The sequence below is a fragment of the Microcystis protocystis FBCC-A270 genome, from assembly GCF_050500235.1.
GTDB lineage: Bacteria > Cyanobacteriota > Cyanobacteriia > Cyanobacteriales > Microcystaceae > Microcystis > Microcystis ichthyoblabe_A.
This window is the reverse complement of record NZ_CP191407.1, coordinates 2,124,175-2,150,307: the sequence shown is the minus strand read 5'-3', so window position 1 is coordinate 2,150,307 and position 26,133 is coordinate 2,124,175. Positions and strand designations below refer to the sequence as shown.

Here is a 26,133-nt window from a genome sequence, read left to right as displayed (position 1 = left end):
CCGGTAGGGGTTGACATCTGTTCAACCCCCGATCATCGGCGAGAATTTGTTACAATGGAAAGCCTGCTAGAAATTGCCGCCCCAGAGAGTCCATGCTACCTACACGCGATTGTGTTCGTCAAACCCCCGCTTACACTCCGGGAGAACAGCCCCAAAGCGCGGGATTTACCAAACTTAACACCAATGAGAATCCCTATCCCCCACCGGCGGAAATTTTTGCCCACCTGCCAGAGCAATTAGAGAAAGTCCGACTCTATCCCGATCCTATCTCCAAAGAGTTACGGCAAACGGCGGCGGAATTATACGGCATAGCAGCCGATCAGATAATCGCGGGTAATGGCTCCGATGATATACTTAATATCGCCCTGCGAACTTTTGTTAACCCTTGCGAAAGCGTCGCTTTTTTGGATTTAACCTATTCCCTTTACGAGACAATTGCCCGGGTACACGGGGCAAATATTATCGAATTTCCCACTAATGATAAATTTGAATTAGCCGGACCGATTATTTGTCCGGAAGCGAAATTAATTTTTCTAGCTTCTCCTAATCCTCCCCTCGGTAAACATCTTGAGCGCGACTATTTAGAAGCAACCTGTGCTAATGCGTCGGGATTGGTATTAATTGATGAAGCTTATGTGGATTTTAGTGATGACAATCATCTCGATTTTCTCTCCCGTTACGATAATGTCATCATTAGTCGCACCATGTCGAAAAGTTATAGTTTAGCGGGGTTAAGAGTCGGTTTCGGTTTTGCTTCCGGGGCCATTATCGAACAGATGGATAAGGTGCGTGATTCCTATAATTTAGATCGCATCGCTCAAACTTTAGCCACAGCAGCTTTAAAACACCATAATTATTTTGAGCAAGTTTGGCAAAAAGTCCGTCAAACCCGCAGCCGTTTAATTACTTCTTTGCGGGAGTTGGGATTTATTGTTTTTGACTCGGAAGCTAATTTTATCCTCGCTTCTCCCCCCCAGATTAGTGCCAGTGAGTTATATAATCAACTCAAAGACCGTCAGATATTAGTGCGATATTTTAAACATCCTCGCATTCAGAATTATGTGCGGATTTCTATCGGCACTGATGAGGAGATTGATCGCTTTTTATCTGCTATTCAAGAGATTATGGGAACAAATTAATCTCCATTTTCGTCAAGGTTTTATTAGCATTTTAAACCCTAATAACTTCTCGAAAAAAAGGCTAGATTGATCGGAACAAAGCAGCGACAAACAAGGGTCTAATGGCCTGTCGTTTCTCCCGATTACTAGCCTTGGCTATCAAGATTATTAGTCCGACAAAAGGATTAAATACTAGCGCACAAATTTTTGAACTTATGCAATTTTATCCCCAAGGAATCACAGTTCAAGAATTGAGCCAACGCTTAAATCGTCCCGTTTCTATGCTCAATCTTTGTCTAAAATCTTTGGTTGCTTCTAAAAAAATCGTGGCCAGAAAAAATCATAATCAGTGGGTTTATACTGTTGATAAAAAAGCTTAGTTTGTCCAGATAAGAATACTTAAGATGTAGAAAAAGTATTTATTAAGTACCCAGAGAGAATCAATTATACATATTTTTCCCTTTCCTGTTGCCTCTTTCCAGAGGGCGAATGCAATTCGCCCCTACAATAGGGTGAATGCAATTCGCCCCTACAATAATATTATTACGCCAATGGCCTGCGCTCAAAATGTAATATAGACATTTCTACAAAACTGAGATATACCCATATATTAACCCTATTGCTGAATAACTATTTTAGGCTGTAGATAGTATTCATCTTCTGCGACAACTATCTCACCAATGCCGAGAAATTGAGCCTCTAAAGACTCCACAGCAACCAGAGAACTGATTATAACATTTGCATCGGTGAGATTAATTTTTCTGCCGTGAAACCAATCGATAACTCTTTCTGATGTCAAAGAAATCCAGTCTAGATGCGCCAAGGCAATGCGAGGCGAAATTAAACCCTCAGAATTAGCCATTAAAGCTTCCAGATTAATACTATCAGCTAATTGAAAACCACAGCTTTCCGTGCGAGTTAAACCGGCTAAAGTGCCACCGACAGCTAACACCTTCCCCAAATCTCTGGCCAAAGAACGAATATAAGTCCCCGATCCACAGTGAATATCTAGCTCTATTTGCGGAAATTCGCCCTCTAACCAGCCTAAAACCGTAATTTGGTCAATTTTGACCTGACGAGGCTCCACTGCGATTATTTCCCCTTTGCGAGCCAATTCGTAGAGACGGCGACCATCCTGGTGAATAGCACTATACATTGGCGGAATCTGGGCGATATTACCGATAAATTCCGCTAAATGAGGCTTAACTGCCTCTAAAGTTAAATCGGCACAGGGACAAGTAGCGATCGCTTTTCCCGTAATATCATCGGTATCGGTGCTGAGTCCTAACTGAATTTTTGCCCGATAAGCCTTATTTTCGGGTAAATAAGGCAGTAATCGGGTGGCAGACCCGACGGCGATCGGTAAAACTCCCGTAGCCATAGGATCTAAAGTTCCGCCATGGCCGACTCGTTTTGTCTTAAGAATTTTTCGGACTTTGGCCACACAATCATGAGAAGTCCAATCGGGGGGTTTATTGAGATTTAAAAAGCCAAACATTATGAATTATCAATTATGAATTATGAAGTGGGGAGACGGGGAGAATAGATAAAAGCAATCTCCTCAATTCTGAATACTGACGGCTGATAGCTAAAAATCTGACGTATTATATAATTGCATAACTTCGCTTAAAGGTAAACGGGAACGAACACCGATAGAAAGGTCAGAAAAATGACCAAGATCATAATGATCAACAGCAGCGCGAGCAATCATAGCGGCGTTATCTGTACAGAGTTTAAGTGGCGGAAAATAGACGGTTAAATCATGATTTTTGGCGGCAGTTTCCAGATGATTTCTTAAGGCACTATTAGCAGCTACTCCTCCCCCGATCGCAATAGTTTTTAAGCCATAATCTAAGGCACAATTGATGGTCCGACGGGTTAAACTTCTGGCCACCGTATCTTGAAAACTAGCGGCTATATCAGCTACAGGTAAATTATCTGGCTCAAATTTCTCTACTAAGCGCAAAACGGCAGTTTTTAAACCGCTAAAACTGGAATCGTAGGCATGAAAACCGCCGGTTGGTAAAGATATTTTACCTTCAGGTAAGGGAAAAGCTTGGGGATTACCATCTTTAGCAATGCGATCAATGATCGGACCTCCGGGATAACTTAAGTTTAATAATCGTGCCACTTTATCAAAAGCTTCTCCAGCTGCATCATCTCTAGTAGTTCCTAATTGTTGATATTTACCGCAGGCCTGCACATGGATTAAACTGGTATGACCCCCGGAGACTAAAAGAGATAAAAAAGGAGGTTTAAGATCAGATTCAGCGAGATAGGAAGCATAGATATGACCTTCGAGATGATGAATGCCGATAAAGGGTTTATCGTGGATAATAGCCAGGGTTTTGGCCGCCGTCATTCCCACCATTAAAGCACCTACTAAACCGGGAGCAACTGTGGCGGCTATCCCATCAATTTCTGACCAAGTTAACCCCGTTTCTTGCCAAGCTTTTTCTAGACAAAAACTAATGGTTTCTAGGTGTTGTCGGGAGGCCATTTCTGGCACAACACCGCCATAGGGACGATGGAGATCAATTTGAGAAGAAACCACACTACTCAACACCTGGTTATTGTTAACAATAGCCACAGCCGTTTCATCGCAACTGGTTTCGATCGCTAAGATAATTGTCATAAATTAATCAGTAAATCGTCAGACACCCCCCTTATTAAGGGGGGATTAAGGGGGGTTCCATCTTTAATTTAATTATAACCACTTACTTAATTTTGCTTAGGTACTTAATTAAAATTAAAGTTATCGTTCAACAATTTCCATAGCCACCACCGCCGGGGGTTTCAATAATAAAAATATCACCGGGGTTCATTTCTACAGTCGCAGTACCAGGCAATTCTTCAATAGTTCCATCGTTTCTTTCCACGGCATTACGTCCTATTTTACCTGCTTTTCCTCCCGCTAGTCCAAAGGGGGGAATCTGGCGATTACCCGATAAAATATTAGCAGTCATGGACTCTTGAAATTTAATTCTTCTAATCACACCATCACCTCCAGAATATTGTCCCTTACCGCCACTATCGGGGCGAATGCTAAAACTTTCTACTAACACAGGATAACGCATTTCTAATACTTCTGGATCGGTGAGACGGGAATTAGTCATCTGGGTTTGTACGGCAGCAGTTCCCGCAAAATTTGCCCCCGCACCAGAACCGCCACAAATAGTCTCATAATATTGGTACTTTTGATTGCCAAAAGTGAAATTATTCATCGTTCCTTGACTGGCTGCCTGAATGCGTAAAGCACCGTATAAAGCATTAACTATGGCCTGGGAAGTTTCCACATTTCCTGCTACTACGGCCGCTGGATAAACGGGATTAAGAAAACAGCCAGATGGGATAATTAAATGGAGGGGTTTGAAACAGCCCGCATTTAAAGGAATTGCCTCCTCCACAAGGGTACGAAAAACGTATAAAACCGCCGCTCTTGTCACTGCTAGGGGTGCATTAAAATTATTATTTAACTGGTTAGATGTGCCAGTAAAATCGATGGTTGCTTGACAATTATCAATATCTATGGTAATTCTGACCTTGATGACAGCACCGTTATCCAGATAATAAGTAAATTCACCATCTTTTAAGACAGATATAGCTTTTCTAACTGCTAATTCGGCATTATCTTGAACAAACTGTTGATAGGCTTTAACCATAGCTAATCCGTAGCGATCAACCATATTATGTAATTCTCTTTCTCCCTTGGCATTAGCAGCTATTTGTGCCTGAAAATCGGCAATATTTTGGGCGATATTGCGTGCAGGAAAAGGACTATTAGTTAAGTGATTAATTAATTCTTGTTCCCGAAACTGTCCCGCCGCTACCAGCAAAAAATTATCGAATAAAATTCCTTCTTCGCTAATATGGACAGAGTGGGGAGGCATAGAACCGGGGGTAATGCCACCGATATCAGCTTGGGGACTTCCAAAAAATAAACTATTCATTCTCAAGAATAATAATCATTCTCGGAGTGTGGGAGGTAGGGATCGATGGTTGCCCCCTCCTTCCAATTTTGTAGTAGAATTAATCCTGTACATTATTAATCAAGTTTTTCTTTTTAAGAATATATGGAATTAACTGATTCCCTCAAGAAATTGCTCAGTGAAACTGCACTTCAATTAAAAGGTGCAGCTAAAAGAAGATTCATGGCGCAAACAGTCTTAGAATTAGGCTATGGGGGACAAACCCTTGCTGCACAGGAGTTAGGCTGGAATCGAACTACTATTCGTAAAGGAATTAAAGAACTAAAAAGAGGCATTATTTGTGTTGATAATCATTCAGCTAAGGGGCGGAAAAAAGCAGAAGAACATTTACCTTTTCTATTGGAAAACATCAAAAATTTAGTGGATTCTCAAAGCCAAACTGACCCAAGTTTTAAAAGCCAAAGGCTTTATGTGAGACTGAGTGCGGCCGAAGTCCGAAAGCAATTAATCTCTAAATATGGGTACAGTGATGAGGATTTACCGAGCGAGGAAACTATTCGGGTTAAATTAAATAACTTAGGTTATCGTCTGAAAAGAGTCGCTAAAGTTTTACCTCAAAAAAAATTCCAGAAACCGAGGCAATCTTTGAGGAATTAGCTAACATTAATCGGGAAGCGGATGAAGACCCTACGATGTTACGTCTTAGTTTAGATGCCAAAGCCCGTGTTAATATTGGACTGTTTGATCGAGGAGGTAAAAATAGAATAACTGTCGAAACAAACGATCATGATTTTAATCCGAAAACAACCCTAACCCCTTACGGAATATTTATTCCAGAATTTGATGAGTTGTTTTTGTATTTCACTACCTCCACAGTCACCAGTGACTTTATTGTTGATATATTAGAGGATTTCTGGGAATCTGAAAAATCTCGTTTTGAGAAAATTAAAACTTTGATAATTAATCAAGATAATGGATCAGAAAATAATTCGAGACGAACTCAGTTTATGAAACGTATAGTTGAGTTTTCCCAAAAATATCAAGTTAATATACGTTTAGCTTACTATCCCCCCTACCATAGTAAATATAATCCTATTGAACGAACCTGGGCTGTGTTAGAAAACCATTGGAATGGGAGTATTTTAGATGAAATCGAAACAGCTTTGAAATTCGCCCAAACTATGACTTGGAAAGGAAAACACCCGATTGTTAAGTTGATTACTGAAACTTACGAAAAAGGAGTAAAGCTTACTAAAAAAGCCATGGAAAAAATCGAAGAAAAAATCGAACGTCTCACAGAATCAACGAATCAAGACTTTCCCGATTTGGGGCAATGGTTTATTGATATTTATTATGATAAGACCTAGTTTGTAGTTAACTAAGATGGTTAGCTAAAAACTGTATTTGATTCTTTAACTTGTCCTTGTTATACTCGAAAAAGCTCGGAAGTATAAAAGTTTATGCTGCTATTTTTTTTTCGGAAAAATAGGTTGTAATGGGAGACTCTTTGTTTTCCTAGACAAAAATAATTACTTTTTCAAAAAAACACTTTTCTATTTTTTTGTTGGGTATTTTATTCTCTGGAAGTCCCTTGATGTCCCCGGGAGGCAAGATAAAATAATATTTCCTGATTTTGGCGGTCAAAAATAGGACTAATTACTGTGACATCTGGCAGGTGAGTACCGCCATTATAAGGATTATTAGCCAGATAAACATTCCCCGGACGAATCGTCTCACCTTTATCCTGAATTAAGCTTTTAACGCTATCGGACATAGAGCCTAAATGGACGGGAATATGAGGAGCATTAGCGATTAAATTTCCCACCTCATCAAAAATAGCACAGGAGAAGTCTAGGCGCTCTTTAATATTGACACTTGCTGCCGTATTTTGGAGAGTAATCCCCATTTCTTCGGCAATAAATTGATAGAGATTTTTAAAGATTTCTAGATAAATAGGATCGGCAACGGTAGTTATTTCTGTGCAATGAGAATCTAGAGGAGACATAGGAAAATCAGTTATCAGTTATCAGTTATCAGTTATCAGTTATCAGTTATCAGTTAGCTGTCTCTTGTCTTTTTTATCCTCCTCTGTCGGAGTGGCTCTCTTATTCTTTGTGTGATCAGTTTAACTTGCATAGGAGCGATCTTTGTGTCCTTTGTGTCTCTGTGGTTCATTCCACTTGCTCGCCAGACTATATCTTAGAACACATTTTACCCACCAAACCCAAGAGAGCCTGGGAACCTCCTGTCTCCTCACCCAAGAGAAGATTTTTGATTTTTGGAGCAGATCCACTGATACGGGCTGACTGAGATATAATCGCAGTCAGTACCAGAGGGTGAATTATGGATAAAACCAGCTTGATCGATAAAGTGCAACAAATGGCTAATAAACGCCATTATTTACTGCAATTGCGCGATAAACCCGACATTGGCGGCCTGAGATTAGATGTTAATCAAGCTCTTGAGGAGTTGGATGAATTACTCGATGAGTTTCAAGCAACTTTTCCTGAAGAAAAACTTAGTTAACTATCCGACTCGACGGAATTGATCTTTGTCCGATTGTGCTAATTTTCCCAAGTCATCGATCGCTTTGATCAGAGCTTGGGAAGATATATCTTTAGAGCAGTATAGGTCAAAAGCTATACTTTGATTATTTTTTTCCATTGGAAGCTTTGGCAAGGAACTATAGGCGATAATGCGAATATAAGGGTCGAATTGTTTGATTTGAATAGCGGCACTGTGTCCATCTAAGACAGGCATCTGTATATCTAAAATAATTACATCTGGTTGACAACTTTTCGCCAAGTTGATCGCCTGTTGACCATTAACCGCAATTCCCACCACCTGACAATCCTGCTGCTGGGAAATTAAAGTCTTGAGTCCTAAACAGGTTAGCTCGTGGTCGTCGGCAATTAAGACTTTAATTGGCTCTCTCGGCTTTGTTATAATCATTTTCCTTTCCCTAGAGGTCTCACTTGTCATCATTGTAGAGCCTGTTAGTCTTTTGGCCTTCACTTCACGACACTTCCCATCACCCCACTTCCCCATCACCCCCACTGTTGACTTAAACCCCCCACTGATCACTGATCACTGAAAAAGGCCTAACTTTGGGCAAAAATCTGGTTTGTGTCCCCTCTTAGCGATAAAATTTCTACATCTGGACTGTCGAAAAGTATAAGTTTTGTAAAGTAAAATTAAGAAGGGAGACAAATTTAAGATAACCAACGTATGGAAGTAACTTTTACCGCTGCCGAATCCCTAGAAATTGTTGTTGCTGAACAAACCATCCCGATTCAGCATTATCTGCGCCAACCGCAAAGATTAGTACAGGCTATCGTTGAGACTAGCCTAACAGAACACCTATCTGAGAATCGGTTTCGCCTAAAAATGCGTCCCCTAAACTTCTTGAATATGTACTATTTTCAGCCCACGGTTATTCTTAATGTCTGGGCTACCTCTGAGGGGACGATATTTTTGCAATCAGAAGACTGTCAGATCAAAGGTATTGATTATATCAACGATCGCTTTAGCCTCAATGTTCAAGGCAAACTCGCTCCTGTGGAAAAAAATAATCAAACCTATCTAGCGGGGAAAGCCAATCTTGAGGTGAAAGTCGCCTTACCACCACCATTATGGTTAACCCCGCGTCCGCTGTTAGAAATCGCCGGCAATAGTCTCTTAAAAGGGGTTTTATTGCGGATTAAACAGCGTTTAATGAGTCAATTGTTGCAAGATTACCAACAATGGGCTAAACAGGATATTATTGCCCAAAATTACCCCGAAACGATTCTCGATCTCTCCCTTAGTTAAATAAAAATATGAGTTGGACAAAAGTATTATCTGTAGATTCCCTTGCCCCCGGCGCCCGTCAAGTGGTAAAAGTGGGGGAAAATTCCATTCTGTTGATTAACAATAACGGTCAATTCCACGCCGTCGGTAATCGTTGTCCTCATTTAAAATTATCGATGACGAAGGGCAAAATTACCGAAGACGGCGCGATCGTTTGTCCCTGGCATCGTAGTTCTTTTGATCTCTGTAGCGGTGCTGTCAAAGATTGGATTACCTGGCCCCCTGTGGTTAACAAAGCGATGGCGGCAGTTTCTCAACCCCAAGCTTTACCCGTTTATCCCCTTCGCATCGAAGACGGCAGCATCTGGATAGACGCATAACCGCTCACCGAGGGGGGGTTTTGGGCAATCTAAAGAGCAGTTCACTCGACAATGGGGTAATCTTGGAGAATGCCAAACCCTACCTCGCTCGCTTCCGTAAAAACCCAGTTATGGATTGTTCCCCCCGCTCCGGTGATCCCCACTCTCCTGTATATTTTTTAAACAGGATTTAGTATAAAATACCGTCATGTCAGCCTAGGAGTGGAAGGCTTTGCAGTAGAAATAATAAGCCAGAGCTTATTTAATACAAGTGTTTGCCTATTTTAGCCAAAAATTATTAACTTTAATTGGTTCCGTTTAAAAGTTGAGAACGAAGCAAATCGATCGCATCTAAATAACTCGGCATCGGTTCATTACCTAACAGGCAAGCACTGCGATCAACGCTAATCATATCATCACCCCAAAACACTTGACCCAGAGGAATAGATTTTCCTCGATCCGGTCGCCAATTGCTACTAAAATATTTGAGATTAGCGTCCACCACTGCCCCATCAAAAAGATGACCGATACAAAAATAAACATCCTGTAAAATTAGCGGTACGGAGGGGCGATGTAATTGCCCCCGCGAGTTGGGACTACGGGCTTTATAATGACTACGGGGAAAGAGTCCATAGAGATTTTTTAAAGAAGCAGAAATCAAGGGTTTATCCTTTAAATGGGTGCGTTTTAGGGTTCCAATCGTGATCCGACAATCCACTTCTTCGATAATTTTAGGGGCAAACATCGAGGGAAACCGGACAGGAAAAGGGGAAAGATTCGGATATTCTTGCTGGGGTAAACTATCAGCATCAAGAATAGTTATTCCAGGATCGAGAATAGATTTTACACCCAAAATATCGATAATTTCTCTTAAAGAAGTAGCCGAACAAACTCCCTCTAATAAGATAATTTCTGCCCCGGGATTTACCCCCCTCAATCCTCGCAAAACTTGACTTAATACCGGCAGACTAACCGTTACTGGTGGTGGCACAGGATAACCTAAATTAGGTTTAATTAAAATACGTTTAGCTGTGATAGCTGCCGGGGGAGGTTGATAAACAAAATCCGCCATAGCTGAATTTTTTACCCCGGCAGTAATTGAGGATTGGGTAATCATAGAAAAGAAAATAAATTAATGGGAATTGGCCAGATCATTTAGGGAGTTTACCTGCTGTAAAGCTTGCCAGATTACCCCAGAATCGGCCCCAGGAAAATGGCTATTTTCACTAATATAACGCTTCCAGGCTTTAGTTCCGGGCTGACCGGCAAAAAGCTGTAAAAGATGTTTGCTGATCTGGTGTAATTTATAACCTTTACTCACCCATTCATCGATGTAGGGAAGCATTTTTTTGATTACTTCTTCCCGGGTAGGAGGAGTAACCGATTCCCCATAAAAATCTCGATCGACTGTGGCAAATAAATAGGGATTATCGTAGGCTGCCCGACCGATCATAACTGCATCTACTAATTGTAAATGTTGTCTAGCCTGTTCTAAATTAATGATACCGCCATTAATCTCAATAAACAAATGGGGAAACTGATTTTTTAGGCGATAAACATCATCGTAACGTAAGGGGGGGACGGTGCGATTTTCCTTGGGACTTAATCCCTGTAACCAAGCTTTCCGCGCATGGATGGTAAAACGTTGACAACCCGCATCCGCGACAATACGGACAAAATTCGCCATATTTTCGTAACTATCCTGATCATCAATGCCAATTCTCTGTTTTACAGTCACGGGAATCGATACAGCTTGATTCATTGCCGATATTCCCCTCGCAACTAATTCCGGGTTAGCCATCAAACAAGCACCGAAATTGCCCTCTTTTACCCTAGAACTAGGACAACCCACATTGAGATTTACCTCGTCATAACCCATATCTTCGGCTATTTTAGCACATTCTGCCAAAAGATAGGGATTATCACCCCCTAACTGCAAAGCTAGAGGTTTTTCTGCTAGGGAGAACCCCAGCAACTTATAGCGATCGCCGTGTTTAATCGCCATCGTCGTGATCATTTCCGTGTAGAGAAGGGGACGACGGCTAATTTGTCGCAAAAAATAGCGAAAATGGCGATCGGTATAATCCATCATCGGCGCCACACTTAAAATACTGCCCATCTTTCCCTTGATTTTTTTGCTGATCGGGACATTCTCTGGGTTTCCCCAAAGAATAAACAGTCTTCCTGCCAAGATATTTTAAAGCTTTTTGGTAAGTTGACTATCTAATATTACTGGTTAAGTAGTAGTGCAAAATAAATTTCCTAGTGGCTGGTGATTCGGTAGTAGTGATGGCGGTTTAATCCTTTGCTTTGCTGTGCATTGTAGTCATGGATAAAATACCAAAGGGTTCCTCAAGGTGATTCTCCATTTTTTTAGAGAAAGATAGACTCTCTCTCACCAGCCGAGAAATCCTTTGTCGAAAGGTATTATTTAATCTTTCAATAGGATTAGTTTGACCAGTTTCTTTCCCGACCAGTCGATGACGTTATCTATTGGCTAAAAAACCGGTACACTGATAACTGATAATTGACAACTGATCACTGCTTATGCCTCCTCGTTGGCCCCGTCAACCCGATCGCAAAAACGATCCCGCTTTCCGACGTTTAGATGATCGCATGAATTTCGCCGTTCATGTGGCGGCTTTTTTAGCGATTAATTCAGGGTTGTGGTTTTTTCATATCATTAAATTTTCCGATTGGACTTGGTTGAATCTGTTCACGGGAATTTGGGCTATTCTATTGGTGGGACATTTGATTTATATAGCGGCGATCGCTAACTACTCGGTAACACCCCATGGCTAACACAACTCAGGACATCGAAAATCTGGCCGCCCAAATCGGCGACAATATCTACATTGACGTGGCTAAATGGCATCTCTATCTCCGGGAGGCCCATTTACACAGCGTCGTTGCCGAAAAAGTCTTCCCTTTGCTCGAAAACGACAGTTTAAGTGAGAATGCAGTCATGTCTCTCCTGCGGGAGATAAAAGTCACCCTCGGAGGTGGTCATCTGCAAGTTTCTCTAGCGGATTTGTTACCCACCAAATGTCAGGTGGATTTAATCGATTTGCTGGAAGAATACCAAAAAAGTCGCTAAAATTCCCAAATAGTATGCCTGATTACTCGCAGACTAGGACTAACAGGCTAAAGTAGTTAGAAATAGTCCCCCAGAAGCAAACCATGGAAATAGGTGTTCCCAAAGAGATTAAAGATCAAGAGTTTCGCGTCGGTTTAAGTCCCAGTAGTGTGCGTGTACTCAATGATCGCGGTCATAGGGTATTCGTGGAAACGGCCGCCGGATTGGGTGCTGGATTCAGCGATGAGGATTACCAAAAAGCCGGGGCCAAAATTGTGGAAAAAGCGGCACAAGTTTGGGATAAACCGCTAATTATCAAGGTAAAAGAGCCGCTTAAGGCAGAATACGGCTTTTTAAATAAGGAAGCTCTCCTATTCACCTATTTACACCTAGCAGCCGAGCGCTATTTAACGGAAACATTAATTGAGTCGGGAACAACTGCGATCGCTTATGAAACGGTCGAGCTTGCTGATGGTCGCTTGCCTCTCTTGACTCCCATGAGTGTTATTGCCGGTCGTCTTTCGGTACAATTTGGGGCCCGCTATCTGGAAAAACAACAGGGAGGTAGGGGAGTTTTACTGGGGGGTTTCCCCGGGGTGAGTCCTGGACAAGTGGTTATCCTTGGCGGGGGTGTGGTGGGTACGGAAGCTGCCAGAATTGCCATCGGTATGGGGGCAAAAGTAACTATTTTAGATATTAACGTCGAGCGCTTGGCCTATTTAGAAACTTTATTCGGTTCCAGGGTAGAATTGCTTTATAGTAGCCCGGCACAATTAGAAAATGTGGTTCCTAGGGCCGATTTATTGATTGGGGCAGTGCTAGTCTTAGGAAAACGAGCGCCGACGCTGGTTTCTCGCTCTTTAGTCGCCAAAATGAACCCTGGTTCTGTAATTGTCGATGTGGCAGTAGACCAAGGGGGCTGCGTGGAAACTCTGCGGGCCACTTCCCACAGTCAACCGACTTACTTGGAGTCGGGAGTAGTACATTATGGTGTCCCTAATATGCCTGGAGCAGTACCCTGGACGGCAACTCAAGCTTTAAATAATAGTACCCTACCCTACGTTATTAAATTAGCCGACCATGGAGTAAAAGCTTTGGATCAAGATGTTTCCCTCGCTAAGGGGTTAAATGTCGCCAATCATCGGTTAATTCATCCAGCAGTGCGCGAAGTTTTTCCCGATTTGATTTGAGCAGTAATTTCAGGGCTGATGGTGGTATTTTCTAGGGGTTATGACTAAGAATTTATGGACAAGGGATGAGCTGCTGATCGCTCTCAATTTATACTATAAATTTCCCTATGGACAATTCCACACCAATAATCCTGTTATTATCGAAGTCGCTGAAAAGTTACAGCGAACACCATCGGCCCTGGTGATGAAATTATGTAATTTTGGTTCTCTCGATCCCAGGCATCAATTGCGAGGAGTACAGGGGTTAAAAGGTATCAGTAAAGCTGATCGGCAAATCTGGCAGGAGTTCGAGGATAACTGGACAGAATTAGCCCTAGAAAGTGAGGAAAAATTACAGGTTCTTTTAGGAGTTATCAACGAACAGCAAGAGGATTTTACTAGACTTGATTTTTCGGAAAATATCAAAACAGAAACCGAGGCAATCAGAAAAGTTAGAATCGGACAAAACTTTTTTAGAAAGACAATTTTAGCCCTATATAACTATCGTTGCTGTATTACAGGAAATCCCATTCCTCTCTTACTAACAGCTAGTCATATATTACCCTGGAGTCAATTTCCCGAACAGCGTTTAAACCCTCATAATGGCCTGTGCCTAGCTCGTACTCATGATACTGCTTTCGATCGAGGTTTAATTAGTTTCGACGAGGATTTAAGATTAATTATTGGCCATGAGATCGAAAAAAAGGCTCAGGATCAAGGTAGCGAGACGTTAGAACTAAATTTTATCAACTATCGCGGTAAAACTTTAAATGTTCCCGATCGCTTCTCACCGGATTTGGATTTTTTAAACTATCATCGCTATCATATATTTCAGGGCTAAAAATAGGATAAGATAAGTTAAATTCTCAATTGCACTACTTTGTTTATAATTGAGTTTTTCTAAAACACTTTTGCAATTTCAGCTTGTGTATAAAGTTTTATCTAAGGATTCAACATTTCTGACCTATGCGGTTATCTATATTTTTCTCAAAAATAAGGAAATCAAGAATATTGATCAACATAAGTACCTAAGCAAAATTAATTACACATATCTAACCCCGCTCTTGCCTCTTGCCTCTTGCCTATCTTCACTAGGAAATTAATTTTGCACGACTACTTATTTATATAACTAATAAAAAATCTGCTATTCGAGGATTTGAAAATATATCTGGACTTCCCCATACATAAATACTAAAAAATCAACAAAACCCTTACTGCAGGTCGCTTCTCAGAAAAAATTGCCAAGAGGCTACTGGGTACATTTTTCGCTTAAAAATGGACGTTCGGCGATGCTCAGTTGGGCCGTCGAGCCGCTGTACCATTGACTGTATCTGGAGTAGAGCGATTCCGTAGAGTTGGCTGTATAGTGATCCCTAACCTGATGGTAACAGATAGTGTCATTAATCTCTAGAGTAAGCGATTCCCTCTGTAGCCATGTTTTTGCTGGTTTTCTGCCCCGAAACAAGCTATAACGGTCCAAAGGTCAAATTTGAAAGTTTTTGCCTCAAACCCTATCCGCGTAAAGACTTCAGGATTTTGTGTCCAGTAGTCCATTAGTATTGTGTTGATTTAACTCAGGCTCTGTAAGACTTTTAGCCATAGTTAGTATGTTTATACGGGGGAAGTCGAGGAATATTAAAGATATCTTGTCTTTAATTAGATGGCACAAAGAAGACGACCCCCTGAACCCAGGCCAAAGATTTACACCTCATCTCGACCTACTCCAGATAACTCACTATGTCAAGTGTTAGATATTCCTTTAGAATGTAAAATGTAAAAACTGTAGATACATAAGGTTAATTCATGTTTTGGGCCGACAAAATTGCTGCGGATGCACAAGGAAACCAAGTTGTCAACGATTCAAAAACACCGTCTGGAAGAGTTCATGTTGGATCGTTGAGAGGGGTTGTGATCCATGATGTGATTGATCGAGCCTTGAAACATGGTGGTAAATCATCGAAATTCCTCTATGGTGTTGATGATTATGATGCACTTGATACTGTTCCCCATTATCTCGATCGAGAGAAGTTTGCACCTTACTTAGGGTTTCCCCTTTGCAATGTCCCTTCACCGGACAATAGTGCCAGCGATTATGCAAAGTACTTCATGGGGGAGTTTCTAGAGGTTTTCGAGCATTTGGGGGTTAGACCAGAGGTTTACTATTTGCGTGATCTATACCGCTCAGGTCGCTTGAATTCCTACATTGATACCTTCCTCAAAAACGCTCATTTGGTCAGAGAAGCCTATCTAGAGGTGAGCAAAGCGCGTCGGCCAGATAACTGGTATCCCTTTCAGATCGCTTGTGAAAATTGCGGCAAGATTGCAACAACGGTTGTGTCAGATTATAACGGGTCAGAAGTTTTCTACACTTGCAAACCTGATGCAACGGATTGGGTTCAAGGTTGTGGTCATTCAGGCTGGGTTTCTCCTTTTAATGGCAATGGTAAATTACCTTGGAAAGTTGAGTGGGTGGCAAAGTGGGATTTATTGGGAATCACCATTGAGCTTGCGGGTAAAGATCACTCCCAGAAAGGAGGATCTAGAGATGTTGCGAATGCAATTTGTCGAAAAGTGCTACGAAAACAGCCACCTTTCCATTCACCCTACGAATTCATTTTGGTCAATGGCACGAAGATGAGTTCATCAAAGGGGGTTGGTTCAAGCGCCAAAGAAATCGCTGAGTTACTTCCTCCTGAGCTACTTCGATTTTTAATGCTACGAACTCAGCCTAAGACAGTTATTAACTTTGCGCCCAATTATGAAACGACAACCAGGCTATTTAGAGACTACGATTCTCTAGCTGATAAGTATCAAGCTTTATCAGCAGATGCCCAGCAAGAATCTGCTTTGCCTGAAGAGTTAATGCCATTATTTTACTCTCAACTTGATGGAGTGATTAAGCCTTACCATCCTGTTGATCTCAGCACGCTGATTTCTTTACTGCAAGTGCCTCACCTCGATATTCGTCAAGAGATTGAAAAACGTAGTACTCAGCCTTTAAACGAATATGATTGGCAAATTGCCAATCAAAGGATTTCAGTTGCCCAAAAATGGTTGGCGGACTATGCTGACGAAGAAGAGAAATTGGTTCTTTATCTTGACAGGGTTCCTGAGAAAGTTAGGGACTTGACTCAGGAGCAGGTTGCTTATCTCAGACAGCTAACTCATAGCTTGACAGATGTTAAGGTTTGGGAAGCTGACGAATTGCAAACAACTTTATTTGCAACAGCAAAAGAGTTAGAAATGCAGCAACCCCTTGCATTTAAAGCTGTTTATTTATCGTTCTTAGGTAAAGAGCGTGGGCCAAAAGCTGGAGCTTTATTGTCTTATTTAGAGCGTGATTTTGTGATTGATAGAATAAAAAATGTAGTAGGTTTTCTTGAAAAAATGCCAACGATTTCGAGGTAATTATTGCTGTTCAACAGCTTTAGAGAGTACCTACTCCAGTTTGCATTATCAGTTGATATTGTAGATCGAGATATTCTTGCAAATATTCGTGAAATCCTCTGGCAATATTTACACAAATCTTTTAGTTTACAGTTTGCGGAGGAATTACATCCAACACAAGTGAACAACAAACCAGGAGAGATCAAATAGGCTATTCCAACGAATTACAGATATTATCGGAATAGCCCTCTGATTGTTAACGGTGATTATAATCCTAGAGAAGATTCTTTTTTTCCTATCACTGCATAGAAGGGATCAGCAACCATAATTCCTAACATTTGCAGGAAACTGGGGGTAGTAGCAGGACGAACGATCGCCTGTACTTCCCTAAATCCCGCCACCGATTTAAAATAGGATTTCACTAACGCTACCCGGCCTAAATCGCTATTATCGCGCCAAGCAGCGATCGCTTTTTGGTAAAACATCCGATTGGAAAAACTGACCACCACCAGACCATTAGGCTTTAAAATGCGATACAGTTCCGCAAAAATCGCCTCTGGATACTGCAAATACTGCACCGACACCGTGATTAACACCGCATCAAAAGAACTATCCCCTAGGGGCAATTTTGGCTGTGCATTCAGGTCTTGGACAAAATAACTATGCAAGCGGGGATTTTTGGCTAACTCCTCCCCATTCATCCCGTGACCTTCGATATGCTCAAATTCCATCTCCTCCGGTAAATGGGACACCCAGCTGCTCATCAGGTCTAAAATGCGCGTATTCGGCGATAATATCTCTCGGTAGAGAGCGGTTAATCGATCGATAAAACCCTCATCCACGTGGGTGACAAAGCGGGGAAAAGCATAAAAATCGCTGTCTTTCGTCGGATCGAGTTTGGTTCTTTCTTCGGGTCGGAGCATTTTTGTCAAGTTAATTTTACTATTCTTAACATACCCCACAGACAGAAAAAAGGGTTAACCGAACTGGTCAACCCCTAGGCTTGGGAACGCGCTGTAAATCTTAGCTTTGAACGACTAGCTTAACGTTAGCGTTTTGCAGACCGCGCTGTTTCACTTCGGATAGGGTTTTGTTCACAGCGTATTTTTGGTTGATCGAGTTGATCAATTCGGTTTGATTGTGTTTTTTGGCCACACCCCAGAGGTCAGCGATTAAATCAAAACTGCCGTCGGTATTGCGGGACCAACCGAGATCATATTCGCCATCGAGAACAGCAACGATGTCGGAGCGAACCCGTTGACCGTTGTAACCACGAACATCAGCTTCGGTTTTCACGCTAATGCCGAGGTCGCGGAGAGAAGCTTTGAGGATTTCGGCATCGGTGATTTTGGTCCGGAGAGTGCTGAAATGAGACATTGGAATTTCCTCTTTGTAGATTAAGAATTAACAACAACAGATTGAGAGTTAAAGAGTGCCGCCAAGCGGCTTTTCGAGGCATTGCTAGTCCCTGAGAACTAGCCTTTCATCCCGTTGGGAGCGGGCGAAAGTCTGTTAGAACTCCAATCGCTGGTACTCAGCGACGGAGGCCGAAGCAGGTCGGGCGCGTTGTCTGGCCCAATCACGCAGGGCAGTTACCTGTTCGGTCATGGTGCGAGATAGGGGCAGAGTCGCCTTAATCGCCGCAATAATGTCTAATTGCGTGAATTCGCGATCTTGGGCGAAGGCCTCATACATGGCGGCAATCAGCGCCTGTTCTATTTCCGCACCGGAAAACCCATCGGATACCTTGGCTAACTGCTCCAAATCGAAGCGAGAAATGTCGGAGCGTCGTTTAGTCAGGTGAATATTAAAGATATCTTGTCTTTCTTCGGAATTGGGCAAATCGACAAAGAAGATTTCATCGAAGCGCCCCTTGCGGAGAAATTCCCCGGGTAGCCGTTCAATCCGGTTAGCTGTGGCCATAACGAAGACGGGCGAGGTTTTTTCCTGCATCCAAGTCAGGAAGGAGCCGAAGATGCGGCTAGAGGTTCCCCCATCGGAATCGGCGGATCCTGTACCACCGGCAAAAGCTTTATCTAATTCATCGATGAAAAGAATGGCCGGAGAGATGGATTCGGCAGTTTTTAAGGCATTACGCAGGTTGGCCTCGGACCGTCCCACCATGGAACCATCGTAAACCCGTCCCATATCTAAGCGCAGGAGCGGTAAACTCCAGAGGCGCGAGGTGGTTTTGGCAATTAAGGACTTACCACAGCCCGGTACTCCTAAAATTAGCATTCCTTTCGGTTGGGGGAGTCCGTAACCTCTGGCTCTTTCTGTAAAGGCGTTCGAGCGCTGTTTTAACCATTTTTTTAGTTCTTCCAGACCGCCGACGGCATTGATGGTCTCGTCCTCTTCAATGTATTCTAAAATTCCGTTGCGGCGAATCAGTTGTTTTTTCTCGGAAAGGACGATTTCTACCTCGTCTTCCGTCAATTTGTTCGCTTTTACATAAGCCTTGCGGTAAACTTTTTCGGCTTCATCTTTGGTTAAACCCAAGGCCGCTTTCAGCAGTTTTTCCCGGACCTCTGTGGTGGTACGACGATTTTGATTTTTGCCTAGATGTTGCGAGAGAACCGTATCCAACTCTCCCATGTCCGGCAGGGGAAAATCTAGAACTACTACGTCTTTCTCTAGTTCTATGGGGACTTCTTGCAGGGGAGACATTAAAATAATGATTTTTTCGGTTCCTTTAAAGCTGGCGATCGCATCTCTTAACCAGCGAGTCACCGGAGCAGAAGTGATGAACGGATGCAGGTCTTTAAAGATGTAGATACCCCCTTCCCGTTGACGCACTACCCATTCGATCGCCGCTTCTGGCGACACGGTATTATGTTGACTGGTTTGGCGCGGTTGACCCAGTTCGATCATGCCGTGGGTGACAGTCCAGACAAACACCCGTCGATGTTGTGTATTTAGTTGGGCTATTTTGCTGATGGCTTCTTCCGCCCTTTCCTCCTCGGAGGTGACGAGGTAAATCAGGGGATACTGAGCCTTGACGAGAATTCCTAGCTCTTCTTTCATAACATCGACCCTATTTGTGGTAACGGTTTTGACCTTGGGCGGCTGATGGCTGTAGATGCCTTGTTCGGCTACTGAGAGTTTAGCAGGGAACTAAGGCTGCTTCTCCTTCTGTGGTTCCTTGAACGCCAACGGGTTCGGGAACTTCGAGCGGGAACTCGTCGCCCACTATTGCGGGCTGGCGTTTGATCGACCTTAGCCGATCTTCTTTCATCACTAACGCGGCATCACACTCGGGACAGACATGAACCTGATAGGTTTTGCCGTAGGCGGCGGCTTCGATTTCTTCTACCTTTTCGGGGTATTTTAGGTAGAAAGCGATCGCTTTTTCCACCAGCCCTGACATCGATTCTTCATCGATCGCGGCTTTGATTTTCAGTTGACGATGGACTCCAGGGGGAAGGTACAGTGTGACTTTTTGCTTGTCTTGCATATCACTAAATTGGTTTACCCGGGTATGTGTCTCTACTATAACCACTGTCTTTCTCTCCTGTCAAGATGGTAAGCTGTTATAACGGCATAATTGTAACATTTCTTTACAATTGTTGGGGAAGTGGGGTGTGGGGTGTGGGGTGTAGGGTGTGGGGTGTAGGGTGTGGGGTGTAGGGTGTGGGGTGTGGGGAGAATAAAGCTGCCTTTTGCCTTTTGCCTTTTGCCTTTTGCCTTTTGCCTTTTGCCTTTTGCCTTTTGCCTTTTGCCTTTTGCCTTTTGCCTTTTGCCTTTTGCCTTTTGCCTCCTGTCTTTTGCCTCCTGAATTCAGCCAACCCTAATTACTATTGATGCGACTTAAAAAAGCTTGTAGGCGCTCGCTGTGGGGATTATTAAAAAAGGTGTCGGGATCGCCTGCTTCTTCGATCACACCTTGATTAAAGAACAAAACCTTGTTAGAGACTTCCTTAGCGAACTGCATTTCGTGGGTGACGACTACCATAGTCATACCGTCATCGGCCAATTGACGCATGACGTTTAACACTTCCCCGACTAATTCCGGATCTAGGGCCGAAGTGGGTTCATCAAATAAAATCACCTCTGGTTTCATGCAGAGACTGCGAGCGATCGCCACCCGTTGTTTTTGGCCTCCCGATAATTGGTCGGGATAAACATCGGCTTTTGGTGCTAATCCCACCTTTTCCAGATAATGAATTGCCGTATCCTTAGCCTCATTTTCCGAGTGGTGTAACACTTGCTTGGGGGCCAACATCAAGTTTTGTAAAACGGTGAGATGGGGAAAAAGATTAAAGTGTTGAAACACCATACTTACCCGGCTGCGTAAGTTGCGGAGGACGGATTGATTTAACTTCGGGGAAGAGATGTCAATTCCCATCACCTCCAAGCGGCCGCCGTTAATTGTTTCCAAACGATTGAGACAGCGTAAAAAGGTACTTTTGCCGCAGCCAGAGGGACCGATTACCGATACCACATCCCCTTGATAAAGAGTGCCTGTAACTCCTTTAAGTACCTCTAAAGAGCCGTAACTTTTGCGTAAACCTTCACTAACAATCACAGGGGTGGTAGTGGTCATGATGTCCTCTCGTAAAAAATTTTACATTCTGTCTGTATAAAGGTATCGAGATTAGTTTCTGCCAGATTGTATCCTTGACGACATTTTATCAAGAGGAATAATCATAATACTCAAATAGTCTCTCTACATCTGTCTTGGGTGGGAAGTAGGACGAAATTACTAACTTAGTTGAGCGAAAAAATCAAGGAGAAACAATTAAAAAATGATTAAATTTTGGCGAGGGCGGGCGGTACAGAGAGTTATCTTTGCCTTGTTAGGATTAGTTTTAGCGCTCGGATTAACTGTTATTCCGGCTTTTTCTCAGACTCCTCCTAATCCTTTTCGAGTCGCCACAGAAGCGACTTTTCCGCCCTTTGAATTTCAACAAGGGGGACAATTAACTGGGTTTGATATCGATTTAATGCGGGCGATTGGCAAGGAAGCCGATCTCAACATTGACTTTAGAAATTTACCCTTTGATGGCATTATTCCGGCTCTACAAGCGAGAACAGTGGAAGCCGCTATTAGTGGCATGACCATCACCGCCGAACGCGCTCAAGCGATTTCTTTTTCTCGACCTTATTTTAGGGCTGGTTTAGCGATCGCTGTTCGGGAAGATAATAAGACGATTAAAAATTTTGAAGACTTAAAAGGCAAAAGAATTGCCGTCCAAATTGGCACAACAGGAGCCTTAGAAGCGACAAAAATACCGGGGGCAACAGTTAGTCAATTTGACTCGGCCGCTTTAGCTTTGCAGGAATTAATTAATGGTCGAGTTGAGGCGGTAGTTAACGATAAACCCGTGACTTTGTATGCAATTAAACAAGCGGGTTTAAGGGGAGTAAAGGTGGTCGGAGAATTATTAACGGAGGAATTCTACGGCATTGCTTTACCCAAAAATTCCCCCTATCTCCAATTAATTAATGATGCTCTCGGTCGAGTTATAGAAAGTGGTCAGTACGATGTTATTTTTAGGCAATGGTTTGGAGAAAAACCGCCAGAATTACCCTTAGTTGCCCCAGCTTTAAAGAATTTACAGGAATCGAGGTTTAACTGGGGAGAATTATTCTATAACCTGATTTTGAAAGGGGTTCCCTGGACAATTCTGTTAACGGTTCTGTCTTTTCTTTTCGGGTTAATCGGTGGAACTTTAGTGGCTATTGCCCTGATTTCTCCCTACAAATGGTTAAAAATAATTTGCCGCATCTATGTGGATTTCTTTCGGGGAACACCGATGCTGGTGCAATTATTCTTGATCTATTTTGGTTTGCCCGGGTTGTTCCGAGAAATTGGCTTAAATATCGACTTAGATCGTTTACCGGCGGCCCTATTTGCCCTAAGTTTAAATGTAGCGGCCTATTTAGCTGAAATTATGCGCGGCGGTATTCAATCGATCGATAATGGTCAATGGGAAGCTTGTTCTAGTTTAGGGATGTCCCCAGTGCAAACCATGCACGAGGTGATTTTTCCCCAAGCTTTTCGCCGGATGTTGCCGCCCTTGGGGAATGAATTTATCACCCTAATTAAAGATACCAGTTTAGCGGCAGTAATCGGTTTTGAAGAATTATTCCGGCAAGGTCAATTAATGGTGGCCACTACCTATAAAGCTTTCGAGATTTATATCGCTGTTGCTGTAGTTTATTTGGTTTTAACTACCCTTTCCTCTGTGGTATTTAAGCGCTTAGAGATTTATATGGATCCCCTACATAAATCTAAACAGGAATAGAAAGCTTAGACGCAACAGATGGGAACTGATAAGTAATAGGGCAAAATTAATTTCTTGGTTAGGATAGGCAAGGGGCAAGAGGTAGTTAGATAGGGTTTGCTGAATAAATGTGAAATATAGACGAGGTAAGTTGATAATTTTTAACGCCTACCTACTTAACATTGCACCGGAGAAAGGAGAAGGGAACTTTTTTGACTTATCTCCGTGGCATATTTGCCCCTTTAATCGTGTCGCGGATGACGATTTTTTGTTCTTTGGAATAACCGGCAAAAGAACGAGTAGCAAGTAACTCGATTTCTACCCCCGTACCCGATCGCAAGGATTCCACAGGTAAGGGTAATTGACCGATATCCAGAATAAATTGATTGCCCTCCTGTCGGATTAAATTAGCAGGCATATCTCCTTCATAGCGAGTGACAAAATCAGTTCTGGGACTGGTTTGCAGGTCGTCTGCTTGCCAACGAGTGACGCGATAACGCAGTTTAAATTTAGTGCCAATTAAATTCGATTGGGAAGCTTTATCTTCAAGAAAAAGCCTTAAATCAGTACCATTTCCTGTAATACCTTTTGCTTCTAATTGGGTGACATCTCGTTCAAAAACAGCATTATAAACGACAAATTCCGTAACATTATTGCGTTTTTGAGTGGTTCCCTCGATCCAGAGTTCACTGGGGACAGTTACCTTCATTTCCTTTTGAGCATCAAGGGTTAAAGTAAAACGCTGATTAGCAAACCGGTTAAACTCTTGGGGGGCATTCCAAATTAAAATAAAAGAACGTTCCGATCGATCTAATAAAATCCGATATTGATCATCGATCAGGGAACCGGGAGAAAATAAAGACATTGCCCCAGTGCGAGTTTCCCAACTATTTTTAGAGAGAATATAACCCCGTTCTTTTAACTCCGAAAGGGGAACAGTTGCGCTCGGTTGATCGGCAGTTAAAGGGCGATCGATTTGAATTAAAGTTAACTGTCCTAAACGTCCCTCGCGACCGTTACGACCACTATTACCCGTCGCCCCATCCAGACCGTCCTGACAGCTAAATTCTCTGGTGGTACAGCTATAATTGGCATCACCCGGCCTACCGCTACAGGTTTGAATTGTCCAGAAAGGTTGGGAACAGCGACAACCCTTGCCCCCTTGACCTCCTTGACCCCCAAAACCCCCAGCGCCTCCGGCAGCATTGACCGTTACTTGTCTTAAAAAATCTAAATTAGTGGCATAGAGGGTTAAAGCGCCGCCATTGCCCCCATCACCACCATTACCCCCATTGCCACCGTTGCCACCACCGGCCGCCTGAAGATTTCTGGTGACGTTGCTAGGTTGACCGCTACAGTTGCCATCGCTGCCATTGCCGCCATTTTCACCATCGACCCCTTTTTGTCCTGAAATATCGAGTTTTAGGGGAGAACCATCGAGAAAAAGGGTTAAACTGTCACTATTTTTGCCTTGGCCGCCGATCTTGCCAGCTTTCCCACTTTGACCTTGTTTACCGAAAGTCTGTACATCGGAACCTTGGGCTAACCAAGAACAGCGATCGCCCGTCACCGTGGCAGTCACCAGGTACGGTAAAGGGAGAAAAAAGGTGAATATTAATGATTTAGCCCAAAAATTCATGATTTTAGCGAATTTATCCGCAAAGACTCCGATCAATTCCCTCTTGATGACTTTTGGATCTAGATTTTTGTTTCCCCTCTATCAATAAGGTGCGCTATCATCCTACACTTACTTTGAGAAGGAAACTGCCAATCGCGAGGGTTACGCGCGTGAAAAAAGTATTAGCTATTATTTTGGGTGGCGGGGCCGGAACTCGCCTTTATCCGTTAACGAAACTGCGGGCAAAACCTGCCGTCCCCCTAGCGGGAAAATATCGCTTAATCGATATTCCCGTCAGCAATTGTATTAACTCCCAGATTGACAAAATCTATGTGTTGACGCAATTTAATTCCGCTTCCCTCAATCGTCACCTCAATCGTACCTATAATTTTACGGGTTTTAGCGATGGTTTCGTGGAAGTTTTGGCGGCTCAACAAACCATGGAAAATCCTCAATGGTTTCAAGGCACGGCCGACGCAGTACGACAATATATCTGGACGATGAAGGATTGGGATATCGATGAATATCTAATTCTCTCCGGAGATCATCTCTATCGCATGGACTACGGTAAGTTCATCGAACGCCATCGGGAAACCAACGCCGATATCACTTTATCGGTGGTTCCCATCGATGAACGTCGGGCCTCCGCTTTTGGGGTGATGAAAATTAATGATTCGGGGCGAATTGTCGATTTTTATGAGAAACCCAAAGGGCCAGAATTGGAAAGAATGCGGGTAGATACGACGATTTTAGGCTTAAGTCCCGACCAAGCTCGTCAAAGTCCCTACATCGCTTCCATGGGAATTTATGTCTTTAAAAAGAATGTTTTAATCGATCTGCTCGATGCCAATAAAGAACAGACCGATTTCGGCAAGGAAATTATTCCCTCGGCGGCTAAAGACTACAATCTTCAGGCTTATTTATTTAAGGGTTACTGGGAGGATATCGGGACGATTGAAGCCTTTTATGAGTCTAATCTCGCCTTGACCCAACAACCAAATCCCGCCTTTAGTTTCTACGATGAAAAAGCCCCCATCTATACCCGTTCTCGCTATCTGCCACCCACAAAAATGCTCAATTGTACGGTGACAGAATCGATGATTTCTGAAGGTTGTATTCTCAAAGAATCTCGCATCCATCACTCGATTTTAGGTATTCGTAGTCGAGTCGGCAAAGACTGCACGATCGAGGATACAATGCTGATGGGAGCCGACTTTTATGAGTCTTTCCCCGAACGGGAAAGTCTGATCGGAAATGCCAAAATTCCCGTGGGTATCGGTCCCGGTTCCACTATTCGTCGGGCAATTGTGGACAAAAATGCTCGCATTGGTTCCAATGTTTTAATTGTTAACAAAGATCGTGTGGAAGAAGCTAATCGCGAAGATTTAGGTTTCTATGTTCGCAGCGGCATCGTGGTTATTTTCAAAAATGCCACTATTCCCGACGGCACGGTAATTTAAT

At 42.8% G+C, this 26,133-nt stretch carries 24 protein-coding genes and 3 pseudogenes; 13 read left to right on the top strand and 14 right to left on the bottom strand.

Annotated features, from left to right (window positions below; genetic code table 11):
- Positions 1-92 precede the first annotated feature (92 nt).
- The gene (gene hisC, locus ACQY1X_RS10530; RefSeq protein WP_430015660.1) at positions 93-1,139 is read left to right on the top strand and encodes a histidinol-phosphate transaminase; all 1,047 of its coding nucleotides are present in this window, start codon (positions 93-95) and stop codon (positions 1,137-1,139) included.
- Positions 1,140-1,240: 101 nt separating this feature from the next.
- Positions 1,241-1,498 (top strand): hypothetical protein, encoded by a 258-nt coding sequence (locus tag ACQY1X_RS10525; protein WP_002768810.1) that lies wholly within the window; start codon positions 1,241-1,243, stop codon positions 1,496-1,498.
- A 236-nt stretch (positions 1,499-1,734) separates the two neighbouring features.
- Here ACQY1X_RS10525 and truB read toward each other — a convergent pair whose 3' ends face one another.
- From truB to ACQY1X_RS10510, 3 genes and pseudogenes are all read right to left on the bottom strand, one after another.
- Entirely contained in the window at positions 1,735-2,616 is an 882-nt protein-coding gene (truB, locus tag ACQY1X_RS10520; RefSeq protein ID WP_316577754.1) for a tRNA pseudouridine(55) synthase TruB, read from the bottom strand.
- A 90-nt stretch (positions 2,617-2,706) separates the two neighbouring features.
- On the bottom strand, positions 2,707-3,753 hold the full coding sequence (tsaD, locus tag ACQY1X_RS10515; RefSeq protein WP_430015659.1) for a tRNA (adenosine(37)-N6)-threonylcarbamoyltransferase complex transferase subunit TsaD: 1,047 nt from the start codon (positions 3,751-3,753) through the stop codon (positions 2,707-2,709).
- A gap of 127 nt (positions 3,754-3,880) precedes the next feature.
- Positions 3,881-5,041: pseudogene (locus ACQY1X_RS10510) on the bottom strand (hydantoinase B/oxoprolinase family protein); the annotation flags it as partial.
- 150 nt (positions 5,042-5,191) lie between these two features.
- Between ACQY1X_RS10510 and ACQY1X_RS10505 the strand changes: the two are divergent.
- Positions 5,192-6,414 (top strand): ISAzo13-like element ISMae28 family transposase gene (locus tag ACQY1X_RS10505; protein ID WP_420065268.1). Its coding sequence is split into 2 segments (ribosomal slippage): positions 5,192-5,672 and positions 5,672-6,414, totalling 1,224 coding nucleotides; the frame shifts between segments, so codons are not numbered across the junction.
- 224 nt (positions 6,415-6,638) lie between these two features.
- Here ACQY1X_RS10505 and ACQY1X_RS10500 read toward each other — a convergent pair.
- A pseudogene (locus ACQY1X_RS10500) lies at positions 6,639-7,052 on the bottom strand (hydantoinase B/oxoprolinase family protein); the annotation flags it as partial.
- A gap of 338 nt (positions 7,053-7,390) precedes the next feature.
- Here ACQY1X_RS10500 and ACQY1X_RS10495 point away from each other — a divergent pair.
- Positions 7,391-7,573 (top strand): hypothetical protein, encoded by a 183-nt coding sequence (locus tag ACQY1X_RS10495; RefSeq protein WP_430015658.1) that lies wholly within the window; start codon positions 7,391-7,393, stop codon positions 7,571-7,573.
- Here ACQY1X_RS10495 and ACQY1X_RS10490 read toward each other — a convergent pair whose 3' ends face one another.
- The gene (locus tag ACQY1X_RS10490) at positions 7,574-8,032 is read right to left on the bottom strand and encodes a response regulator (RefSeq protein ID WP_430015657.1); all 459 of its coding nucleotides are present in this window, start codon (positions 8,030-8,032) and stop codon (positions 7,574-7,576) included. It abuts the gene before it with no gap.
- Positions 8,033-8,275: 243 nt separating this feature from the next.
- On the opposite strand from ACQY1X_RS10490, the gene ACQY1X_RS10485 reads away from it, so the two are divergent.
- Both ACQY1X_RS10485 and ACQY1X_RS10480 read left to right on the top strand, forming a co-directional pair.
- The gene (locus ACQY1X_RS10485) at positions 8,276-8,857 is read left to right on the top strand and encodes a DUF1997 domain-containing protein (protein ID WP_002793930.1); all 582 of its coding nucleotides are present in this window, start codon (positions 8,276-8,278) and stop codon (positions 8,855-8,857) included.
- A gap of 8 nt (positions 8,858-8,865) precedes the next feature.
- On the top strand, positions 8,866-9,216 hold the full coding sequence (locus tag ACQY1X_RS10480; protein ID WP_002731942.1) for a Rieske (2Fe-2S) protein: 351 nt from the start codon (positions 8,866-8,868) through the stop codon (positions 9,214-9,216).
- Between the two features lie 283 nt (positions 9,217-9,499).
- Here ACQY1X_RS10480 and ACQY1X_RS10475 read toward each other — a convergent pair whose 3' ends face one another.
- The 3 genes and pseudogenes from ACQY1X_RS10475 to ACQY1X_RS10465 form a co-directional block, all read right to left on the bottom strand.
- A complete protein-coding gene (locus ACQY1X_RS10475; protein WP_430015656.1) occupies positions 9,500-10,312 on the bottom strand; it encodes a DUF362 domain-containing protein in 813 nt (270 codons plus the stop codon).
- A 15-nt stretch (positions 10,313-10,327) separates the two neighbouring features.
- Complete coding sequence (gene dusA, locus ACQY1X_RS10470) at positions 10,328-11,314, bottom strand: tRNA dihydrouridine(20/20a) synthase DusA (protein WP_185237777.1); 987 nt, start codon at positions 11,312-11,314, stop codon at positions 10,328-10,330.
- Positions 11,315-11,457: 143 nt separating this feature from the next.
- Positions 11,458-11,681 (bottom strand): annotated as a pseudogene (locus ACQY1X_RS10465) (IS1 family transposase); the annotation flags it as partial.
- A 61-nt stretch (positions 11,682-11,742) separates the two neighbouring features.
- Between ACQY1X_RS10465 and ACQY1X_RS10460 the strand changes: the two are divergent.
- The 5 genes from ACQY1X_RS10460 to lysS all read left to right on the top strand — a co-directional run bounded on the left by ACQY1X_RS10460 (position 11,743) and on the right by lysS (position 16,848).
- Positions 11,743-11,997: a hypothetical protein gene (locus tag ACQY1X_RS10460; RefSeq protein ID WP_002732278.1), complete on the top strand. Its 255-nt coding sequence runs from the start codon at positions 11,743-11,745 to the stop codon at positions 11,995-11,997.
- On the top strand, positions 11,990-12,292 hold the full coding sequence (locus ACQY1X_RS10455; RefSeq protein ID WP_002734773.1) for a DUF3181 family protein: 303 nt from the start codon (positions 11,990-11,992) through the stop codon (positions 12,290-12,292). The genes ACQY1X_RS10460 and ACQY1X_RS10455 overlap by 8 nt, the downstream gene beginning before the upstream one ends.
- A gap of 83 nt (positions 12,293-12,375) precedes the next feature.
- On the top strand, positions 12,376-13,461 hold the full coding sequence (ald, locus tag ACQY1X_RS10450; RefSeq protein WP_430015655.1) for an alanine dehydrogenase: 1,086 nt from the start codon (positions 12,376-12,378) through the stop codon (positions 13,459-13,461).
- Positions 13,462-13,501: 40 nt separating this feature from the next.
- Complete coding sequence (locus ACQY1X_RS10445) at positions 13,502-14,281, top strand: HNH endonuclease (RefSeq protein WP_002776793.1); 780 nt, start codon at positions 13,502-13,504, stop codon at positions 14,279-14,281.
- A gap of 962 nt (positions 14,282-15,243) precedes the next feature.
- Positions 15,244-16,848 (top strand): lysine--tRNA ligase, encoded by a 1,605-nt coding sequence (lysS, locus tag ACQY1X_RS10440; RefSeq protein WP_430015654.1) that lies wholly within the window; start codon positions 15,244-15,246, stop codon positions 16,846-16,848.
- A gap of 245 nt (positions 16,849-17,093) precedes the next feature.
- Here lysS and ACQY1X_RS10435 read toward each other — a convergent pair whose 3' ends face one another.
- From ACQY1X_RS10435 to ACQY1X_RS10415, 5 genes are all read right to left on the bottom strand, one after another.
- Complete coding sequence (locus ACQY1X_RS10435) at positions 17,094-17,750, bottom strand: class I SAM-dependent methyltransferase (RefSeq protein ID WP_002756909.1); 657 nt, start codon at positions 17,748-17,750, stop codon at positions 17,094-17,096.
- A gap of 100 nt (positions 17,751-17,850) precedes the next feature.
- Positions 17,851-18,204: a DUF1257 domain-containing protein gene (locus ACQY1X_RS10430; protein WP_002731874.1), complete on the bottom strand. Its 354-nt coding sequence runs from the start codon at positions 18,202-18,204 to the stop codon at positions 17,851-17,853.
- 135 nt (positions 18,205-18,339) lie between these two features.
- A complete protein-coding gene (locus ACQY1X_RS10425; protein WP_016514970.1) occupies positions 18,340-19,851 on the bottom strand; it encodes an AAA family ATPase in 1,512 nt (503 codons plus the stop codon).
- A gap of 79 nt (positions 19,852-19,930) precedes the next feature.
- Positions 19,931-20,281, bottom strand: coding sequence for a hypothetical protein (locus ACQY1X_RS10420; RefSeq protein ID WP_036395550.1), 351 nt, complete (start codon positions 20,279-20,281; stop codon positions 19,931-19,933).
- 333 nt (positions 20,282-20,614) lie between these two features.
- Complete coding sequence (locus tag ACQY1X_RS10415; RefSeq protein WP_002741419.1) at positions 20,615-21,370, bottom strand: amino acid ABC transporter ATP-binding protein; 756 nt, start codon at positions 21,368-21,370, stop codon at positions 20,615-20,617.
- A gap of 202 nt (positions 21,371-21,572) precedes the next feature.
- Between ACQY1X_RS10415 and ACQY1X_RS10410 the strand changes: the two genes are divergently transcribed.
- Entirely contained in the window at positions 21,573-23,075 is a 1,503-nt protein-coding gene (locus ACQY1X_RS10410) for an ABC transporter permease subunit (protein ID WP_430015653.1), read from the top strand.
- A 196-nt stretch (positions 23,076-23,271) separates the two neighbouring features.
- Here the strand turns inward: ACQY1X_RS10410 and ACQY1X_RS10405 are convergent, their stop codons facing one another.
- Entirely contained in the window at positions 23,272-24,636 is a 1,365-nt protein-coding gene (locus ACQY1X_RS10405; RefSeq protein ID WP_043998533.1) for a hypothetical protein, read from the bottom strand.
- A gap of 206 nt (positions 24,637-24,842) precedes the next feature.
- Between ACQY1X_RS10405 and ACQY1X_RS10400 the strand changes: the two genes are divergently transcribed.
- Positions 24,843-26,132: a glucose-1-phosphate adenylyltransferase gene (locus ACQY1X_RS10400; RefSeq protein WP_288125502.1), complete on the top strand. Its 1,290-nt coding sequence runs from the start codon at positions 24,843-24,845 to the stop codon at positions 26,130-26,132.
- The last annotated feature ends 1 nt before the right edge of the window (position 26,133 follow it).

Excerpts from the sequence above, each read along its gene's own strand:
- truB (WP_316577754.1), bottom strand. The coding sequence starts at position 2,616 with ATGTTTGGCTTTTTAAATCTCAATAAACCCCCCGATTGGACTTCTCAT.
- ACQY1X_RS10455 (WP_002734773.1), top strand. The coding sequence starts at position 11,990 with ATGGCTAACACAACTCAGGACATCGAAAATCTGGCCGCCCAAATCGGC.
- ACQY1X_RS10475 (WP_430015656.1), bottom strand. The coding sequence starts at position 10,312 with ATGATTACCCAATCCTCAATTACTGCCGGGGTAAAAAATTCAGCTATG.
- ACQY1X_RS10410 (WP_430015653.1), top strand. The coding sequence starts at position 21,573 with ATGATTAAATTTTGGCGAGGGCGGGCGGTACAGAGAGTTATCTTTGCC.
- ACQY1X_RS10425 (WP_016514970.1), bottom strand. The coding sequence starts at position 19,851 with ATGAAAGAAGAGCTAGGAATTCTCGTCAAGGCTCAGTATCCCCTGATT.
- dusA (WP_185237777.1), bottom strand. The coding sequence starts at position 11,314 with ATGGGCAGTATTTTAAGTGTGGCGCCGATGATGGATTATACCGATCGC.
- ACQY1X_RS10485 (WP_002793930.1), top strand. The coding sequence starts at position 8,276 with ATGGAAGTAACTTTTACCGCTGCCGAATCCCTAGAAATTGTTGTTGCT.
- ACQY1X_RS10480 (WP_002731942.1), top strand. The coding sequence starts at position 8,866 with ATGAGTTGGACAAAAGTATTATCTGTAGATTCCCTTGCCCCCGGCGCC.
- hisC (WP_430015660.1), top strand. The coding sequence starts at position 93 with ATGCTACCTACACGCGATTGTGTTCGTCAAACCCCCGCTTACACTCCG.
- ald (WP_430015655.1), top strand. The coding sequence starts at position 12,376 with ATGGAAATAGGTGTTCCCAAAGAGATTAAAGATCAAGAGTTTCGCGTC.
- ACQY1X_RS10435 (WP_002756909.1), bottom strand. The coding sequence starts at position 17,750 with ATGCTCCGACCCGAAGAAAGAACCAAACTCGATCCGACGAAAGACAGC.
- ACQY1X_RS10415 (WP_002741419.1), bottom strand. The coding sequence starts at position 21,370 with ATGACCACTACCACCCCTGTGATTGTTAGTGAAGGTTTACGCAAAAGT.
- ACQY1X_RS10430 (WP_002731874.1), bottom strand. The coding sequence starts at position 18,204 with ATGTCTCATTTCAGCACTCTCCGGACCAAAATCACCGATGCCGAAATC.
- ACQY1X_RS10420 (WP_036395550.1), bottom strand. The coding sequence starts at position 20,281 with ATGCAAGACAAGCAAAAAGTCACACTGTACCTTCCCCCTGGAGTCCAT.
- lysS (WP_430015654.1), top strand. The coding sequence starts at position 15,244 with ATGTTTTGGGCCGACAAAATTGCTGCGGATGCACAAGGAAACCAAGTT.
- ACQY1X_RS10460 (WP_002732278.1), top strand. The coding sequence starts at position 11,743 with ATGCCTCCTCGTTGGCCCCGTCAACCCGATCGCAAAAACGATCCCGCT.
- ACQY1X_RS10495 (WP_430015658.1), top strand. The coding sequence starts at position 7,391 with ATGGATAAAACCAGCTTGATCGATAAAGTGCAACAAATGGCTAATAAA.
- ACQY1X_RS10445 (WP_002776793.1), top strand. The coding sequence starts at position 13,502 with ATGACTAAGAATTTATGGACAAGGGATGAGCTGCTGATCGCTCTCAAT.
- ACQY1X_RS10525 (WP_002768810.1), top strand. The coding sequence starts at position 1,241 with ATGGCCTGTCGTTTCTCCCGATTACTAGCCTTGGCTATCAAGATTATT.
- ACQY1X_RS10490 (WP_430015657.1), bottom strand. The coding sequence starts at position 8,032 with ATGATGACAAGTGAGACCTCTAGGGAAAGGAAAATGATTATAACAAAG.
- tsaD (WP_430015659.1), bottom strand. The coding sequence starts at position 3,753 with ATGACAATTATCTTAGCGATCGAAACCAGTTGCGATGAAACGGCTGTG.